General features: G+C 71.7%; 17 protein-coding genes. 8 read left to right on the forward strand and 9 right to left on the reverse strand.

The window, feature by feature from the left end; translation table 11 throughout:
- Window positions 1-11: 11 nt before the first annotated feature.
- Window positions 12-1,106: a winged helix DNA-binding domain-containing protein gene (locus ACWED2_RS33785; RefSeq protein ID WP_449694568.1), complete on the reverse strand. Its 1,095-nt coding sequence runs from the start codon at window positions 1,104-1,106 to the stop codon at window positions 12-14.
- Between the two features lie 80 nt (window positions 1,107-1,186).
- On the opposite strand from ACWED2_RS33785, the gene ACWED2_RS33790 reads away from it, so the two are divergent.
- Window positions 1,187-2,242, forward strand: coding sequence for an AraC family transcriptional regulator (locus tag ACWED2_RS33790; protein WP_449694569.1), 1,056 nt, complete (start codon window positions 1,187-1,189; stop codon window positions 2,240-2,242).
- Here the strand turns inward: ACWED2_RS33790 and ACWED2_RS33795 are convergent.
- On the reverse strand, window positions 2,163-2,834 hold the full coding sequence (locus tag ACWED2_RS33795; RefSeq protein ID WP_449694570.1) for a TetR/AcrR family transcriptional regulator: 672 nt from the start codon (window positions 2,832-2,834) through the stop codon (window positions 2,163-2,165). The genes ACWED2_RS33790 and ACWED2_RS33795 overlap by 80 nt on opposite strands.
- Window positions 2,835-3,028: 194 nt before the next feature.
- Here ACWED2_RS33795 and ACWED2_RS33800 point away from each other — a divergent pair, with 194 nt between their 5' ends.
- On the forward strand, window positions 3,029-3,340 hold the full coding sequence (locus tag ACWED2_RS33800; protein WP_449694571.1) for a hypothetical protein: 312 nt from the start codon (window positions 3,029-3,031) through the stop codon (window positions 3,338-3,340).
- A gap of 26 nt (window positions 3,341-3,366) precedes the next feature.
- On the opposite strand, the gene ACWED2_RS33805 is transcribed toward ACWED2_RS33800, so the two are convergent.
- Genes ACWED2_RS33805 through paaI form a run of 3 tightly spaced genes read right to left on the reverse strand, consistent with a single transcriptional unit; the run spans window position 3,367 to window position 5,641 of the window.
- Window positions 3,367-3,954, reverse strand: coding sequence for a TetR/AcrR family transcriptional regulator (locus ACWED2_RS33805; protein WP_449694572.1), 588 nt, complete (start codon window positions 3,952-3,954; stop codon window positions 3,367-3,369).
- Entirely contained in the window at window positions 3,951-5,228 is a 1,278-nt protein-coding gene (gene paaK / locus ACWED2_RS33810; protein WP_449694573.1) for a phenylacetate--CoA ligase PaaK, read from the reverse strand. The genes ACWED2_RS33805 and paaK overlap by 4 nt, the downstream gene beginning before the upstream one ends.
- 2 nt (window positions 5,229-5,230) lie before the next feature.
- Complete coding sequence (gene paaI, locus ACWED2_RS33815; protein ID WP_449694574.1) at window positions 5,231-5,641, reverse strand: hydroxyphenylacetyl-CoA thioesterase PaaI; 411 nt, start codon at window positions 5,639-5,641, stop codon at window positions 5,231-5,233.
- A 219-nt stretch (window positions 5,642-5,860) separates the two neighbouring features.
- Between paaI and paaZ the strand changes: the two genes are divergently transcribed.
- From paaZ to paaE, 6 genes are read left to right on the forward strand one after another with little or no spacing between them, the layout of a single operon-like run.
- The gene (gene paaZ, locus ACWED2_RS33820) at window positions 5,861-7,888 is read left to right on the forward strand and encodes a phenylacetic acid degradation bifunctional protein PaaZ (protein WP_449694575.1); all 2,028 of its coding nucleotides are present in this window, start codon (window positions 5,861-5,863) and stop codon (window positions 7,886-7,888) included.
- The gene (gene paaA, locus ACWED2_RS33825) at window positions 7,885-8,817 is read left to right on the forward strand and encodes a 1,2-phenylacetyl-CoA epoxidase subunit PaaA (protein WP_449694576.1); all 933 of its coding nucleotides are present in this window, start codon (window positions 7,885-7,887) and stop codon (window positions 8,815-8,817) included. The genes paaZ and paaA overlap by 4 nt, the downstream gene beginning before the upstream one ends.
- Before the next feature lie 38 nt (window positions 8,818-8,855).
- The gene (gene paaB / locus ACWED2_RS33830) at window positions 8,856-9,170 is read left to right on the forward strand and encodes a 1,2-phenylacetyl-CoA epoxidase subunit PaaB (protein WP_449694649.1); all 315 of its coding nucleotides are present in this window, start codon (window positions 8,856-8,858) and stop codon (window positions 9,168-9,170) included.
- Window positions 9,167-10,024, forward strand: a complete 858-nt coding sequence (gene paaC / locus ACWED2_RS33835) for a 1,2-phenylacetyl-CoA epoxidase subunit PaaC (protein WP_449694577.1) — start codon at window positions 9,167-9,169, stop codon at window positions 10,022-10,024. The genes paaB and paaC overlap by 4 nt, the downstream gene beginning before the upstream one ends.
- Entirely contained in the window at window positions 10,018-10,506 is a 489-nt protein-coding gene (gene paaD / locus ACWED2_RS33840) for a 1,2-phenylacetyl-CoA epoxidase subunit PaaD (protein WP_449694578.1), read from the forward strand. The genes paaC and paaD overlap by 7 nt, the downstream gene beginning before the upstream one ends.
- Window position 10,507: 1 nt before the next feature.
- Window positions 10,508-11,560, forward strand: coding sequence for a 1,2-phenylacetyl-CoA epoxidase subunit PaaE (gene paaE / locus ACWED2_RS33845; protein ID WP_449694579.1), 1,053 nt, complete (start codon window positions 10,508-10,510; stop codon window positions 11,558-11,560).
- A 2-nt stretch (window positions 11,561-11,562) separates the two neighbouring features.
- Here paaE and ACWED2_RS33850 read toward each other — a convergent pair whose 3' ends face one another.
- From ACWED2_RS33850 to ACWED2_RS33865, 4 genes are all read right to left on the reverse strand, one after another.
- The gene (locus tag ACWED2_RS33850) at window positions 11,563-12,243 is read right to left on the reverse strand and encodes a toll/interleukin-1 receptor domain-containing protein (protein ID WP_449694580.1); all 681 of its coding nucleotides are present in this window, start codon (window positions 12,241-12,243) and stop codon (window positions 11,563-11,565) included.
- Window positions 12,244-12,408: 165 nt separating this feature from the next.
- Window positions 12,409-13,533, reverse strand: a complete 1,125-nt coding sequence (locus ACWED2_RS33855; RefSeq protein ID WP_449694581.1) for an adenylate/guanylate cyclase domain-containing protein — start codon at window positions 13,531-13,533, stop codon at window positions 12,409-12,411.
- 1 nt (window position 13,534) lies between these two features.
- Window positions 13,535-13,987 carry a universal stress protein gene (locus ACWED2_RS33860; RefSeq protein WP_176172499.1) on the reverse strand — a complete coding sequence of 151 codons (453 nt, stop codon included), beginning with the start codon at window positions 13,985-13,987 and terminating at the stop codon, window positions 13,535-13,537.
- A 93-nt stretch (window positions 13,988-14,080) separates the two neighbouring features.
- Window positions 14,081-15,322, reverse strand: a complete 1,242-nt coding sequence (locus ACWED2_RS33865) for a chromosome segregation protein (RefSeq protein WP_449694582.1) — start codon at window positions 15,320-15,322, stop codon at window positions 14,081-14,083.
- Window positions 15,323-15,332 lie beyond the last annotated feature (10 nt).

The raw sequence follows: 15,332 nt of genomic DNA on the forward strand, positions 1-15,332 counted from the left end.
TCCGGCCAGCCTCACTCCGGCGGGTGGACGCGCACCTCGTGCGTCTCGGCACCCGCCTCCGCCCACTCCACCAGCTCGGCCGCCGACTTCTCCAGCGCCGACAGGTTCCGCTTCGACAGCTTTTCGAACGGCGACAGCCCGATGACCGCGGCCTTCCGCGTCGCCTTGGTCTCCCAGAAGCCGCACACCCGGCCGTCGACCAGCAGCGTGCCCTTGACCAGGCCGTTGTGCGAGATCACGCGCTTGCGGTAGGCGTCCGAGATCACCCGGGTCCGGTCCGCGTACGACAGGATCATCTGGTCGAAGGGGCCCAGCAGCCGCGGCGGCGCCGGGACGTCCTCGGCCGGCACGGTCAGCTCCGGCAGGTCCAGCAGCTCGCGGCCGTCCGGGTCGCGGTAGCGCCGCAGGTCCATCCCGGCGGCCACCTCGCCCAGCCGGGTGATGCCCGCCCACGTCTGCACGTCCGCCACCGTGGCCGGGCCGAACGCGCGCAGGTACCGCGCGATCAGCTCCGCCGGTGCGGGCGGGGGAAGCGGAGCGCCCACCCATTCGTCCAGGCACGCGTACGTCGTCTGCCCGGCCTTGCCCCAGATCGCCCGCGGCGGGGTCTGCACCAGCGGCAGCCGGCCGCGGGCCAGGTGTGTCAGGGAGGCCGGTGGGGCGTCCCAGGTCCGCGCCAGCTCGGCACCCAGCGCGTTGCCCGGCATCGGGCCGCGCAGGAGCAGCTTCCGCGCGGCCTCGGCGACTTCGTCGTGGTCGAGCGAGGCCAGCGGGCCCGCGTGCAGTGTGTTCTGCTTCAGGTCGCGGTCGTAGATCCCCTGGACGACCGGCCGCCACGCCAGCGCGTCCGCCGCCGTCACCAGGTGGACCGTGCCGCGCATCAGCGCGATCCGCACCACACGACGGCTTTCGAGCAGCTCCACCAGCTCCGAGGGCCGGAACCCCGCCAGCCGCGACCACAGCCCGAAGTACGGCGGGAACGGCGCCTGGGCCTGGAGGCCGGCCAGGTGCGCCACCGCGTCGAAGGCGGACATCTTCGCCCGGTCCAGCAACAGCTGGCGCTCCAAGGTCGCGCGGTTGAGGGCTCGTCGGCTCAAGGTCTCCACGCGGCCACCCTAACGATCACCCCGGACAGTTCCGGTCCTCGATTGGACACGTTCTCCGGTCCTGATCCAGAATTCCGGCCATGGCCGAGCTCGCCGCACCCGCCGTGGGGGACTGGGACTTCCCCCGCGGCACGGCGAGCATCGAGCTGATGACCCGGTTCGCCGCCGAACGCGGCCTGCCCGCGGGGAACCTGCTCGCCGCGACCACGCTGACGCCGGAGCTGCTCGCCGACCCGGCCGTCCAGATCGACGCGCGCCAGGAACTGGCCGTCGTCCGGGCGCTGGCCGGCCTCGACGGTTCGGACGCGACGGCGCTGGAGCTGGGCCGCCGCTACCGCGTCACCACCTTCGGCATCTTCGGCTTCGCCTGCATCAGCAGCCCGACGCTGCGCGACGCGATGCTGTTCGCCCTGCGCTACTTCGACCTGAGCTTCGCCTTCTGCATCCCGCACGTCGTCCTCGGCGCCGACCGGCTGACCCTGGAACTCGACGACAGCCGCGTGCCCGCCGACGTCGCCCGCTTCCTCGTCCTGCGCGACCTGGCCGCGATCTTCGCCGTGATGCGCGACCTCCTGCCCGGGATCGCCCTCGACGAGCTGACGTTCCGCCACGAAACGTCCACGGTGGAGGGGTACCTGGCCGCGTTCGGCGTGCTGCCGCGCTTCGGCGCCGACGCCTGCCGGGCGACGCTCGACCCCGCGCTGCTCAGCCGCCCGCTGCCGCAGGCCAACGACCAGACCGTCGCCCTGTGCGCCGCGCAGTGCGAAGCGCTCGTCACGCGGCGGCGTGAGCGTTCCGGTATCTCGCAGCAGGTGCGGGAACGCCTGGTCCGGCTCGGCGGTGTCGACGCGGGGATGGACGAGATCGCCCGCCAGCTGGCCCTCAGCACGCGCACGCTGCGCCGCCGTCTCACCGAAGCGGGCACGAGCTACCGGACGCTGGTCGACGAGGTCCGCCAGACGCTCGCCGAAGAGCTGCTCGACACCGGCGTGCTGTCGGTCGAGGACGTCGCCTACCGGCTCGGGTACGCCGAGGCGTCGAGCTTCATCCACGCGTTCAAGCGCTGGACCGGGCTGACGCCGGCGGCGTTCGCCCGTCGCTTCCGCGCCGCTCGGCGAGGACCGCCGGGTAGGTGAGCTTCAGCAGGTTGAGGAGTGCATCGGTCAGGAAGGTGCGCAGCGCCGCGCGGTCGAGCGTGCCGCGGATCAGCCATTCCCGCGACGCCGCGCGCAGCATCCCGCCGAACGACCGGATCATCGCGCGCAGCTCTTCGCGGCCCTCGGTCACGCCGGTCATCAGCGCGGCCTCCAGCACCCGGTCGGCGGCGACCTCGTCGGCCTCCAGCATGATCCGCTCGATCTCGGGGTCGCGCCCGGCGGACTCCGGCCCGATGACGGTCAGCCAGGCGTCGCGGTTGCGGTCCACGACCTCGATCCACCGTTCGACGCCGATCGCCAGCCGCTGCTCCATCGTGGTGTCCGGCAGCGCCTCGGTGACCGGCGCGGGCACGATCATCAGCTGCCGCACCACTTCCAGGTAAAGCTCGCGCTTGCCGCCGAAGTAGTGGTTGATCAGCGGGCGCGCCACCCCGGCGGCCGCCGCGATGTCCGAAGTGGACACCGAGGCGTAGCTGCCGGCGCCGAACAGGTGCCGGGCGGCGGCGAGGATCTCCGCACGCCGTTCGGCCGGTTCGAGCCGGCGGCGCCGGGGCCGGGTCCCACTGGTCATCCGCTCAGCCTCGCGGGGGATCGGCACGCTGTCAACAAGCAGTTGACCCGTTGTCAAAAGAGTCACTCCGGTGGCGGGGGAGCGGTGTTTCGCGCCAACCTTTGTCGTTACGCAACCGGAACAACCCGCCGGTAACTCCTCGGGGGCCGGATGCGACGAGACGGCATGGGGGCCCGGACCGGGGGTAGGAGCAGATGAACGAAGACGGCGCGCCGATCCGGCCGGCCGGGCGCTGGGTGAGCGTCCGCCTGCAGCATCGCCACGTCAGCTTCGACGAGGGTTTCGAAGCGGACGAGCCCCTTCCGGACGGCGATTGCGCCGACGAAGGGTCCTTGTCGTACTCGGGCATCGTGATTTCCAGTTACGACCGGGGCGAGAAGGTGTCGGAGCGCTGGATCCCGCTGGGGGTGGACCCGTCCGAAGCGGACGACGAGCGGCTGATCGGCCAGCTGCGGGAGGCGCTGCTCTGGCAGGCCGGGCGGCCGCCGCTGACCGCGGAGGACTGAGCCCGGCCCGCGCCGGCTGGGGCGGCTCAGGTGCGCAGACCCTCGAAAGCCACCTTGCACACCGCGTCCGCGACCTCGGCCGCCGCCGATCCCCGCCGCGGCCGGTACCACTCGATCAGCGAGTTCACCATGCCGAACACCAACCTGGCCGTCACCGCCGGGTCGACGTCCGGGCGGACGTCGCCCTCCGCCTCCGCCTGCTTCACCAGGTCCGTCACCAGCCGGTCGAACTCGCGGCGCCGGGCCAGAGCCGCGCGCTCCACCTTCGTGTTGCCCCGCACGCGCAGCAGCAGCGTCACGAACGGCAGGCGGTCCGCCAGCACCAGCACGCTGCCGCGCACGAGGTGCTCCAGCCGGTCGATCGCCCGCCCGTCGAGCTGAGCCGTCTCCGACGCCACCTCGAACAGGCCGTCCAGCGCGCGGTCCACCGCCAGCCGCAGCAGTTCCTCCTTGCTCGGCACGTGGTGGTAGATCGCCGACTTCGTGATGCCGAGCTTGCGGGAGAGGTCCTCCATGCTCGTGCCGTCGTAGCCGCGCTCGTTGAACAGCTTCACCGCCACCTGCAGCAGTGATTCGAGGTCGTAGCCCGGCCGCCCGCGCCGCGGCGCCGTCACGGCTTGTCCCGCTGGTCGACGATCCGCCGCATCTTGCCCATGGACCGCTCCAGGGTGTCCGGGTCGACGACGTCCACCGAGACCGTCACCCCGACGCCGTCCTTCACCTGCGAAACCAGCGAAGCGGCGGCCTGCTCGCGGTCGCCGGGAGAAGCGTCGTGGCGCGCCTCCACCCGCACGGTCAGGTGGTCGAGCCGGCCGCGCGTGGACCGGACGAGCTGGAAGTGCGGGCTCAACGCGGGTGTCCGCAGCACGATCTCCTCGATCTGCGTCGGGAAGACGTTGACCCCGCGCAGGATGATCAGGTCGTCGGTGCGCCCGGTCACCTTGGCCATCCGCCGGAACGCCGGCCGCGCGGTGCCCGGCGAAAGCGCCGTGAGATCCCGGGTGCGGTAGCGGATGATCGGCAGCGCCTGCTTGGTCAGCGACGTGAACACCAGCTCGCCGGTCTCGCCGCCGCCGAGGACGTCTTCGGAGTACGGGTCGATCACCTCGGGGTAGAAGTGGTCCTCCCAGATGTGCAGGCCGTCCTTCGTCTCGACGCACTCCTGCGCGACCCCCGGGCCCATCACCTCCGACAGCCCGTAGATGTCGACGGCGTCGAGCGCGAACCGCTCCTCGATCTCCGCGCGCATCTGCTCGGTCCACGGCTCGGCGCCGAAGATGCCCACCTTGAGCGAACTGGCCCGCGGGTCGACGCCCTGGCGCTCGAACTCGTCGAGCAGCGTCAGCATGTACGACGGCGTGACCATGATGACCTCGGGCTCGAAGTCGGTGATCAGCTGCACCTGCCGCGCGGTCATCCCGCCCGACGCCGGGATCACCGTGCAGCCGAGCTTCTCGGCGCCGTAGTGCGCGCCGAGCCCGCCGGTGAACAGGCCGTAACCGTAGGCGACGTGCACCTTGTGCCCCGGCCGCCCGCCCGCGGCGTGGATCGAGCGGGCCATCACCGTCGCCCAGGTGTCGATGTCCTGCTCGGTGTAGCCGACGACGGTGGCCTTGCCGGTGGTGCCGCTGGAGGCGTGGATGCGGCGCACCTGGTCCTGCGGCACGGCGAACATCCCGAACGGGTAGTTCTCGCGCAGGTCCTGCTTGGTGGTGAACGGGAACTTGGCCAGGTCCGCCAGTTCCTTGCAGTCGTCCGGGTGGACGCCGGCCTCGTCGAACTTCCGCGTGTAGGCGGGCACGTTCGCGTACGCGTGCCGGAGTGTCCACTGCAGACGTTCCAGCTGGAGGGCGGCCAGCTCGTCCGCGCCGATGTCCGTCTCGATCATGGTCAGTCCCGTTTCGCGGAGAGGACGCGGCTGCGGCCGCGGAATTCGGCGACGACCTCGGGCCCGGCGGGGGTGTCCCGGTGCACCGTGACGTCGTAGATGCCGTTGCGGCCGTAGCGGGTGCGCTCGGTGGCCGTGGCGACGAGGTGGTCGCCGAGCCGGCCGGCCGCGACGAAGGAGATGTCGGCGCCCGCGGCGACCGTCGCGGGGCCGTGGCTGTTGCAGGCGAGCGCGAAGGCCGTGTCGGCGAGGAGGAAGACGTACCCGCCGTGGGCGATGTCGTGGCCGTTGACCATCGCACGCGTGATCGTCATGGTCGCGACGGCCGCCCCTTCGCCCGCTTCGACGAGCTCGATGCCCAGCGCGCGCGACGCCTCGTCGGCGGCGAACATGGTGTGCGCGGCGTTGGTCATCTGCTCTCCGTCCGAATAGACCTGCGGCGCGAAGCGCCTCCGCTGAGGGTGGCGGCGGGGGCATGGATGGACTGACCGAATGGACGGTCACCTCGCGGTGCCGCCCAGTAAAGGCAGTGGTCGGGGCCGGTGTCAAGCGTCGCCCTTCCGATCTTCGGGCGCGGCGGCTACCATGCGATTAACTGAACGTCCGGTAGGTAATTCGGCGAGAGGGTCCTGATGGCACTGCTGCGCAGCTACGTCTCCGGGAGCTGGCACACGGCGGCGGACGAGGGTGTCCCGCTGCACGACGCGGCCACCGGCGAGGAGGTCGCCCGGATCTCGTCGGCGGGCGTCGACTTCGCGGCCGCCCTCGAGTACGGCCGCCGCGTGGGCGGCCCGGCACTGCGCGAGCTGACGTTCCACCAGCGCGCGGCCCTGCTCAAGGCCCTGGCGTCGCACCTGCGCGAGCACCGCGAAGAGCTGTACGCGCTCTCCGCGCGCACCGGGGCGACCCTCGGCGACTCGAAGTTCGACATCGACGGCGGCATCGGTGTCCTGTTCAGTTACGCCTCGAAGGGCAAGCGCGAGCTGCCCAACGACACCGTCTACGTCGAGGGCAACGTCGAGCCGCTCTCCCGCGGCGGCACGTTCGTGGCGCAGCACATCGCGACCCCGCTGCGGGGTGTCGCCGTGCAGATCAACGCGTTCAACTTCCCGGTGTGGGGTCCGCTGGAGAAGTTCGCCCCGGCGTTCCTCGCCGGGGTCCCGAGCCTGGTCAAGCCGGCCAGCCAGACGGCCTACCTGACCGCCCGCGTGGTCGAGCTGATCATCGAGTCCGGGATCCTGCCCGAGGGTTCGCTGCAGTTCGTCGCCGGCAGCGCCGGGGATCTCCTCGACCACGTCACCGCGCAGGACCTGGTGTCGTTCACCGGCTCGGCGTCGACGGCGCAGAAGCTGCGGGCGCACCCGGCGGTCGTCCGCAACGCCGTCCGCTTCAACGCCGAGGCCGACTCGCTGAACTGCTCGATCCTCGGCCCGGACGCGGTGCGCGGGACGACGGAGTTCGACCTGTTCGTCAAGCAGCTGACCACCGAAATGACGGTCAAGGCGGGCCAGAAGTGCACCGCGATCCGCCGCGCGTTCGTTCCGGCTGCGCTGCTCGACGACGTGGCCGCGGCGGCGTCCGAGCGGCTGGCGAAGGTGACCGTCGGCAACCCGGCGTCGGAAGGCGTCCGGATGGGCGCGCTGGCCAGCCTGGAGCAGCGCGAGGAGGTCCGGCGGTCCCTGAAGGCCCTGCTGGACGCCGGGAGCGTCGTGTTCGGCGACCCCGAGCGCGTCGACGTCGTGGACGCCGACGCCGAGCGGGGCGCCTTCATCTCGCCGGTGCTGCTCAAGGCCGACCCCGAGCGCTCCGAGCCGCACGAGGTCGAGGCGTTCGGCCCGGTCTCGACGTTGATGCCGTACACGTCCACCGAGCAGGTCGTCGAGTTCGCGGCGCGCGGCGGCGGCAGCCTGGCCGGGTCCGTCGTGTCGGCGGACAAGGAGTTCGTGCGCGAGGTCGTGCTGGGCGCGGCGCCGTACCACGGCCGCCTGCTGGTGCTCGACGCCGACGACGCGAAGGAGTCCACCGGGCACGGCTCGCCGATGCCGCAGCTGGTCCACGGTGGTCCCGGCCGGGCGGGCGGCGGCGAGGAGATGGGCGGCATCCGGGGCGTGCTGCACCACATGCAGCGCACCGCCGTGCAGGGCTCGCCGGCCGTGCTCTCCGCGGTGACCGGCCGCTGGGTCACCGGCGCGCCGCGCGCCGAAGGCGTCCACCCGTTCCGGAAGTCGCTGGCCGAGCTTCGCATCGGTGACTCGGTGGTCGCCGGGCCGCGGGTTGTCTCCCAGGAAGACGTCGACCACTTCGCCGAGTTCACCGGTGACACGTTCTACGCGCACACCGACCCCGAAGCCGCCGCGGCCAACCCGCTGTTCGGCGGGATCGTCGCGCACGGCTACCTGGTCGTCTCGTTCGCCGCGGGCCTGTTCGTCTCGCCCGAGCCGGGCCCGGTGCTGGCCAACTACGGCCTGGAGAACCTGCGGTTTCTCACCCCGGTCAAGGTCGGCGACTCGCTCACGGTGACGCTCACCGCGAAGCAGATCACTCCGCGGATCGACCAGGACTACGGCGAGGTCCGCTGGGACGCCGACGTCACCAACGCCGCGGGCGAGTCCGTGGCGAAGTACGACGTCCTGACGCTGGTTTCGAAGGAGCAGCCGTGACCGCCACTGTCTCTCTCGAGGAGCACTTCGAGCACACGATCGAGCGCGACCAGCGGATCGAGCCGCGCGACTGGGTGCCCGAGGGCTACCGCAAGACGATGATCCGGCAGATCGCGCAGCACGCGCACTCGGAGATCATCGGCATGCAGCCCGAGGGCAACTGGATCACGCGGGCGCCGTCGCTGCGGCGCAAGGCGATCCTGCTCGCCAAGGTCCAGGACGAGGCCGGCCACGGGCTCTACCTGTACTCCGCGGCGGCGACGCTCGGCGCGGACCGGGCGGACCTCACCGACAAGCTCATCAACGGCAGGCAGAAGTACTCGTCGATCTTCAACTACCCGACGCTGACCTTCGCCGACGTCGGCGTGATCGGCTGGCTGGTCGACGGCGCGGCGATCTGCAACCAGGTGCCGCTGTGCCGGTCTTCGTACGGGCCGTACGCGCGGGCGATGATCCGGATCTGCAAGGAGGAGTCCTTCCACCAGCGGCAGGGCTACGAGCTGCTGATGACGATGATGCGCGGGACGGACCAGCAGCGGGAGATGGTCCAGGAGGCCGTCAACCGCTGGTGGTGGCCGTCGCTGATGATGTTCGGCCCGCCGGACGCCGATTCGCCCAACACCGCGCAGTCGATGGCGTGGAAGATCAAGCGCCACACCAACGACGAGCTGCGGCAGCGGTTCGTGGACATGTCGGTGCCGCAGGCCGAAGCCCTCGGCGTCACCTTCCCGGACCCTTCGCTCAAGTGGAACGCCGAGCGGGGGCACTACGACTTCGGCGCCGTGGACTGGGACGAGTTCAAGAACGTGCTGAAGGGCAACGGGCCCTGCAACGCTTCGCGGATCGCGCACCGGCGCCGGGCCCACGAAGACGGCGCGTGGGTGCGGGAAGCCGCGGTGGCCCACGCCGCGAAGAAGGAGCACAAGTGAGCGAGCTGACTTCCGAAGGCGGCCACGGTGCCGTCCCCCTGGAAGGCGTCCCCGCGGCTCCGGGCCCGGTCAAGCACGACTGGCCGCTGTACGAGGTGTTCGTCCGCGGCAAGCGCGGGCTGAACCACGTGCACGTCGGGTCGCTGCACGCGGCCGACGACGACATGGCGCTGCACCACGCCCGCGACCTCTACACGCGGCGCAACGAAGGCGTGTCGATCTGGGTCGTGCGCGCGGCGGACATCACGGCCTCCTCGCCGGACGAGAAGGACCCGTTCTTCGCGCCCAGCGGCGACAAGGTCTACCGGCACCCGACGTTCTACGACATTCCCGAGGATGTGCCGCACATATGAGTTTCGACAACGTGTACGAGGCCATCACCGAGGAGAACGACGCCCGCTGGGCCTTCGGCACCGGCTTCGAGGACCCGCTGTCCGGCGTGGACACTTCGGTGCCGTCCGGCGTGGACGGTGCGGCCCTGGCGGCGTACTGCCTGATGCTGGGCGACGACGCGCTCATCTTCTCCCACCGGCTCCAGGAGTGGTGCACCAACGCGCCCGAGCTGGAGGACGAGGTGGCGATCGCCAACATCGCCCTCGACCTGCTGGGTCAGGCCCGGTTGCTGCTCTCCCGCGCCGGCAAGGCCGACGGCTCCGGGCGCACGGAGGACTCGCTGGCGTTCCTCCGCGCGGAGAAGGAGTTCCGCAACGTCCGGCTCGCGGAACTCGGCGGCGGGCACTTCGGGCACCTGATCGCGCGCCTGTTCGTCTTCTCGACGTGGCGGCTGGCGCTGTTCCAGCGGCTCGAGTCTTCGGTGGACCCGGTGCTGGCGGCGATCGCGGACAAGGGCGTCAAGGAGCTGACCTACCACCGCGACTACGCGGCGCAGTGGCTGGTCCGCCTCGGCGACGGGACGCCGTTGTCGCACTCGCGCATGCAGGAGGGCCTGGACGAGGTCTGGCCGTACGTGGGTGAGCTGTTCCGGACGCACCCGACGGAGTTCGTCGACGCGGCAACGCTGCGCCCGGAGTTCGATGCGGTGCTGGACCAGGCTTTTGCGGCGGCAACGCTGGTGCGGCCGTCGTCGGGCGAGCTCGCCGGCGTGTCGGGCCGGATGGGCCGCGACGGCGTCCACACCGAGTCTTTCGGGTACCTGCTGGCAGAGCTGCAGAGCGTCGCCCGGGCAATGCCGGACGCGAAATGGTGACCGCGGCCGCGGTGGCCGCCACGGTCACCGACCCCGAGCTGCCGATGCTGACCCTGGCGGACCTGGGCGTGCTGCGCTCGGTGTCCGAGGAAGAGGGGCGGGTCGTCGTCGCGATCACGCCGACGTACACGGGCTGCCCGGCGATGGACACCATGCGCGACGACCTCGAGCACGCCCTGCTGGCGGCGGGGTACGCGGATGTCGAGATCCGGACGCAGCTGGCGCCGGCGTGGACGTCGGACTGGATCTCGGCCGCGGGCCGGGAGAAGCTGGCCGCGGCCGGGATCGCGCCGCCGGGTGCGGCGCCGCGGCGGTCGGGGCCGATCCCGCTGACGCTGTCGGCGCCGGTGTCACGCGTTCTTTGCCCGCACTGCGGATCGGCGGACACCGAAGAGCAGTCCCGGTTCGGCGCGACGGCGTGCAAGGCGCTGCGGCGCTGCCGTGCCTGTCTCGAGCCGTTCGAACACGTCAAGGAGATTTGAAGTGGCGCGGTTCAACTCGCTGACGGTGGCGGGCGTCGAGCGGCTGTGCGATGACGCGGTCGCGGTGACGTTCGACGTGCCGTCGTCGCTGGCCTCGGAGTACGCGTTCAAACCCGGCCAGTCCCTGACGCTGCGGCGCTCGGTCGACGGCCGTGACGAGCGCCGGTCGTACTCGATCTGCGCCCCGGCGGGCGCGGCCCCGCGAGTCGGCGTGCGCCTGGTCCCGGACGGGTTCTTCTCGTCGTGGCTGGTGAACGACGTCCGCCCGGGCGACACGATCGAGGTGGCGCCGCCTTCGGGATCGTTCACCCCGGACCTGTCCGAAGGCGGCCACCACGTCCTGATCGCGGCCGGCTCGGGCATCACGCCGGTGCTCTCGATCGTGTCCTCGCTGCTGCAGTCGTCGACGGCCACGGTGACGGTGCTCTACGGCAACCGCCGCACGGACACGGTGATGTTCGCGGACGAGCTGGCGGACCTGAAGGACCGGGCGCCGTCGCGGCTGGAGCTGATCCACGTGCTCTCGCGCGAGCCGCGCGAGGCGGAGCTGTTCACCGGCCGCCTGGACGTGGAGAAGCTGCGCACGCTGTTTTCGACGTTGGTGCCGGTTGAGCCGGTGGACCACTGGTGGCTGTGCGGCCCGTTCGAGATGGTGTCGGGCGCGCAGGAACTGCTGGCGTCGCTGGACGTGCCGCGGGAGCACATCCACCAGGAGCTGTTCTACGTGGACACCCCGCCGGCCCCGGTGGAGCACCTCGACCCGGCGGTGGCGGGGGAGTCGTCCGAGGTGTCGGTGGTCCTGGACGGCCGGTCGACGCCGATGACGCTGCCGCGCTCGTCGTCGGTGCTCGACGGGGCGCAGAAGTTCCGCCCGGACCTGCCGTTCGCGTGCAAGGGCGGGGTGTGCGGGACGTGCCGGGCCCGCGTGACGGAGGGCAAGGTGGACCTGCGGCGGAACTTCGCGCTGGAGGAAGCGGAGATCGAGGCGGGGTTCGTGCTGACGTGCCAGTCGTACCCGGTTTCGGAGACCTTGACGGTGGACTTCGACGCGTGAGCTCAGCGGTGGCCGTCTTCGTCCTCTTCGGTGGGCGGACCGGATGAGGAGAGCGTCACGGACCCGAAGATGTTCCCGGCCTGGATCACGACGCCGCTGACGTCGCCGGTGATGCTGTTCCACACGCCGGAGCCCGGGTTCGGAGCGGGCGTCACCGGGGCGGCCGGCCGTGGCGCGAGCGCCGGCACCGGCCCCAGCGGCGGCTGAAGGATCTCGGGCTGGTTCGTGAGCAGCCGCAGGAGCTTTTCGGCGCCCTCGACGGTGAAGTCCGAGACCGGGTAGACGGTGGAGGTGGCCGGGCCGAGGAAGTCGGGCACCCCGGCCACGCTCTGCCCGGGCAGGACGACGGGAACGAACCGGTTCAGCGCGTGCTGGTCGGCGTAGAAGGCGTCCCGGATCAGCCGGGCCTCCCACTGGACGCCGCGTTCCTCGTGCGCCTCACCACGCCCCTCGGCACTCCGGCGATAGGCGGGCGAGGCGATCACGAGGACGTAGTCGGCGTCCCGGATCTGCCCGGCCATCCACAACGCCCAGTCGCGGCGCTCGGAAGCCTCGCCCAGATCGAGCCGGGCGTCGACACCGCAGGACCGCAGGAACGTCCAGAGCCGGAGCACGGCCTCCTCGTGGGCCGGATCGCCGGGCTCCCGGGCGTAGGAGAGGAAAACGGCGGGCGGCTCGGTCACGCGACACCTCCCTCGTCCACGTGAGGGAGGGATTCTACCGACTCGGGGTTCGCTGCCGGGCGGGCCGGAGAGTCGGCAGTGAGGCTGGGCGCCGCCTGGCCCGGGGATCGGAGCTGGGCGGGGTCAGAAGCTGCCAGCAGCGGGGTTGGCGCAGCTCGCTGCGGGTCAGAGCTTGCGGCGCCGCCGGCGGCGAGGCCGCTGCTCGGCGGCTTCCGTCGCCTGGTCCTCCGGGAGCGGGTCGCGCTCTTCCGGCGTGGCCAGCCCCAGCATCTCCGCCGCCAGCTGCTGCGAACTCGCGAACATGCCCGTCGGGGCCTCGCTCGCGCGGCGCAGCGCGGCCGGGCGGAGGCGGTTGTAGCCCCGGACCGTCACCGGCCTGCGGGCCCGCAGCTCGTACGCCTTCTCCTCCGCCAGCTCCGCGGCCAGCTCGCGGTCGACCAGGATCGTGCCCGGGCGGGCCACCGAGGTCAGCCGGGCCGCCAGGTTGACCACCGAGCCGTACACGTCGCCGAACCGCGACAGGATCCGCCCCGAGGCCAGGCCCGCGCGGACCGCGGGCAGCGTCTCGTCCGCCGAGGTGCGCTCGGTCAGCGTCAGGGCGATCTCCGCGGCGTCGACCGGGGCGTCCGCCACGAACAGCACCTCGTCGCCGATCATCTTCACCACCCGGCCGTGGTGCTCGGCGATCACCTCCGTCGCCAGGGTCTCGAACGCGTCGAGCACGCGGCTCAGCTCGTCCTCGCCGATCTGGCGCGTCAGGCGCGTGTAGCCCACCATGTCGACGAACCCGACCACCTCGGTGCGGGTCTCCAGGTGCTCGTCCGAGGCCGCGAACGCCCGGCCCGCGTAGGCCGCCAGGTGCCGGCGCCAGACGAAGTTCTGCACCTGCTCCAGCTCCGGCAGCAGCCGGTCGACCAAGCGCGTCACCTGGCGCTCGCTGCGGCCCAGCTCCGGCTGCTCCCTGATCAGCTGCCACAGCATGTCGACCTGCCACTCGGCCAGCCGCGACAGGTGCTGGCCGAGCGCGCGCGTCACCGACACCTCGATGCTCGGGTCGATCAGCCCCGACTGCACCAGCTGGTCGGCGGTCCGCATGGCTTCGACGTCCGCGTCGGTGAAGACCACCTCGTCGTCGCGCACGGTCGCGAACCCCAGTGCGCGCCACAGCCGGCGTGACCGCTCGTCGGGCACGCCGGCCTTCTCCGCCACTTCGAGCCGGGTGTACTTCCGCCTGCCGCCGAGCAGGACGCGTTCGAGCCGTTGCTGAAGCTCCTCGCTCGGATCGGTCACGTCAGGTCGTGTGGACGATCAGCACGTCCACGCCGGACTTGCGGGCCACCTCGGACGGCACCGAGCCCAGGATCCGGCCGGCGATCGTGTTCAGCCCGCGGTTGCCGACCACCAGCAGGTCGGCCTCGCGCTCCTTGACCACCTTGCGCAGCGAGTCGACCGGGTCGCCCTTGACCGCGACCGTGTCGATCTTCTCCGCGCCCGCGCGCGCCGCCCGGTCCCGCGCCGACTGCAGGGTGTCTTCGGCCGGGGCCGAGCCGACGACCTGGTACGCCTCGTCGCCGAGGGCGTCCTGGGCCTTCTCGACGTCCGACTGGCTCGCCGGGTAGAACGCGCACGCGATGACGAGCGTGGCGCCGGCGTCGCCGGCCACTGCCGCCGCGCGGTCCACCGCCGCGAACGATGACTCCGAGCCGTCCGTGCCCACCACCACGGTCCGATATGCCGCACCCATGCGCAAAACCTCCAGGTGATCCCGCGTGAGCAGGGACGACAGGCGGTCTGCAGCGACCGCGCAGGCTCGTCCGCGCCCGTGTCGGGTGGAAGGTTACTCGCCAGTCGCTTTCTGCGCTCCGCTCGCCCGCGGAGCCGGCTTCGGCGCCGCTTTGGGAGTCGCCGTGGGGGCGGGCTTGACCGGGGGTTTGGCCCCCGGTTTGGTCCCGGGCTTCGGCACGTCGGAGGCGCGGATCCGGATCGTCTCCTCGATGTCGGTGACCCGGACGGTCTTCTCCGTCTCGTCGACGGTGTCCGGCTTCGGGTCGGTGACCAGGTCGGCCTTGATGTCGGCGGGCACCTTGACGTCGTCGCCGAGGACGGTGTGCGCCTCGGCCAGCACCGCCCGGGCCGCGCGCACCTGCTCGGCCAGCCCGCCGCGCACCTTCCGCAGCGCGTCGACCCGCTCGTTCGCCTGGGTGATCCGCCGGTTGGATTCTTCCGTGGCCGACGTCACGCGGCGCCGCGCCTCGTCGGCGGCCTCCGCGAGCCGCGCGTTGGCTTCGGTGATCGAGTCCTGACGGCGCTTGTTCGCCTCCGCGACCGACTCCCGCTGACGGCGGTCGATGTCGGCCTTGGCGGCCTTCTCTTCTTCGAGGACCTTCGCGCGGATGTCCGCGGCGTCCTGCGTGGCCTCCTGGACGCGCCGCGCGGCCTCGGCCTTGCTGGCGGCCTCCTGCTCGGCCAGCACCCGCATCGCCTCGGTGCGGCGCGAGGCCATCGCGATCTCGAAGTCCTCTTCGACCTTCGTGCGGCGCTCCTGCGACTCGGTGTCGAGCCGCTTGCGCTCCGCCTCGGCCTCGTCGGTGATCTTCTTGGCCTCCGCGCGGGCGTCCTCGAGGACCTTGCGGTGCTCGGCTTCCATCTCCTTGCGGCGGAGATCGAGCTCGGTGAGCAGCTGCTCGTAGCGGGCCCGCATGGCGCTGGCGTCCGTCTCGGCCTTGGCCCGGATGTGCCCGGCCTCGGCCTCGGCGCGGGCGCGCGTGTCGGCGGACTCGTCCTGCGCCAGGCGCAACATGCGCTGCAGCCGTTCGGACAGGCCTTCGACGCTCGTCGGCGGCTGGGCGAGCCGGTCGACCTGCCCACGCAGGTCCGCGATCTCGCCGCGCGCGATCTCCAGCTGGCGGGCGAGGTCCCCCGCCTGCGCGATGGCGGCGTCCCGATCCGCGGTGAGCATCTTCAGATCGGCGTCCAGCCGTTCGAGGTGCTCGTCGACCTGCGCTCGGCTGTACCCGCGCTTCGCCACGTCGAAGCCGGCTCCCAGCGGCACAAGCTCCCGTTCATCGCCAAGGCTCATGGGGCCTACC

This window comes from Amycolatopsis sp. NPDC005003, assembly GCF_053600695.1.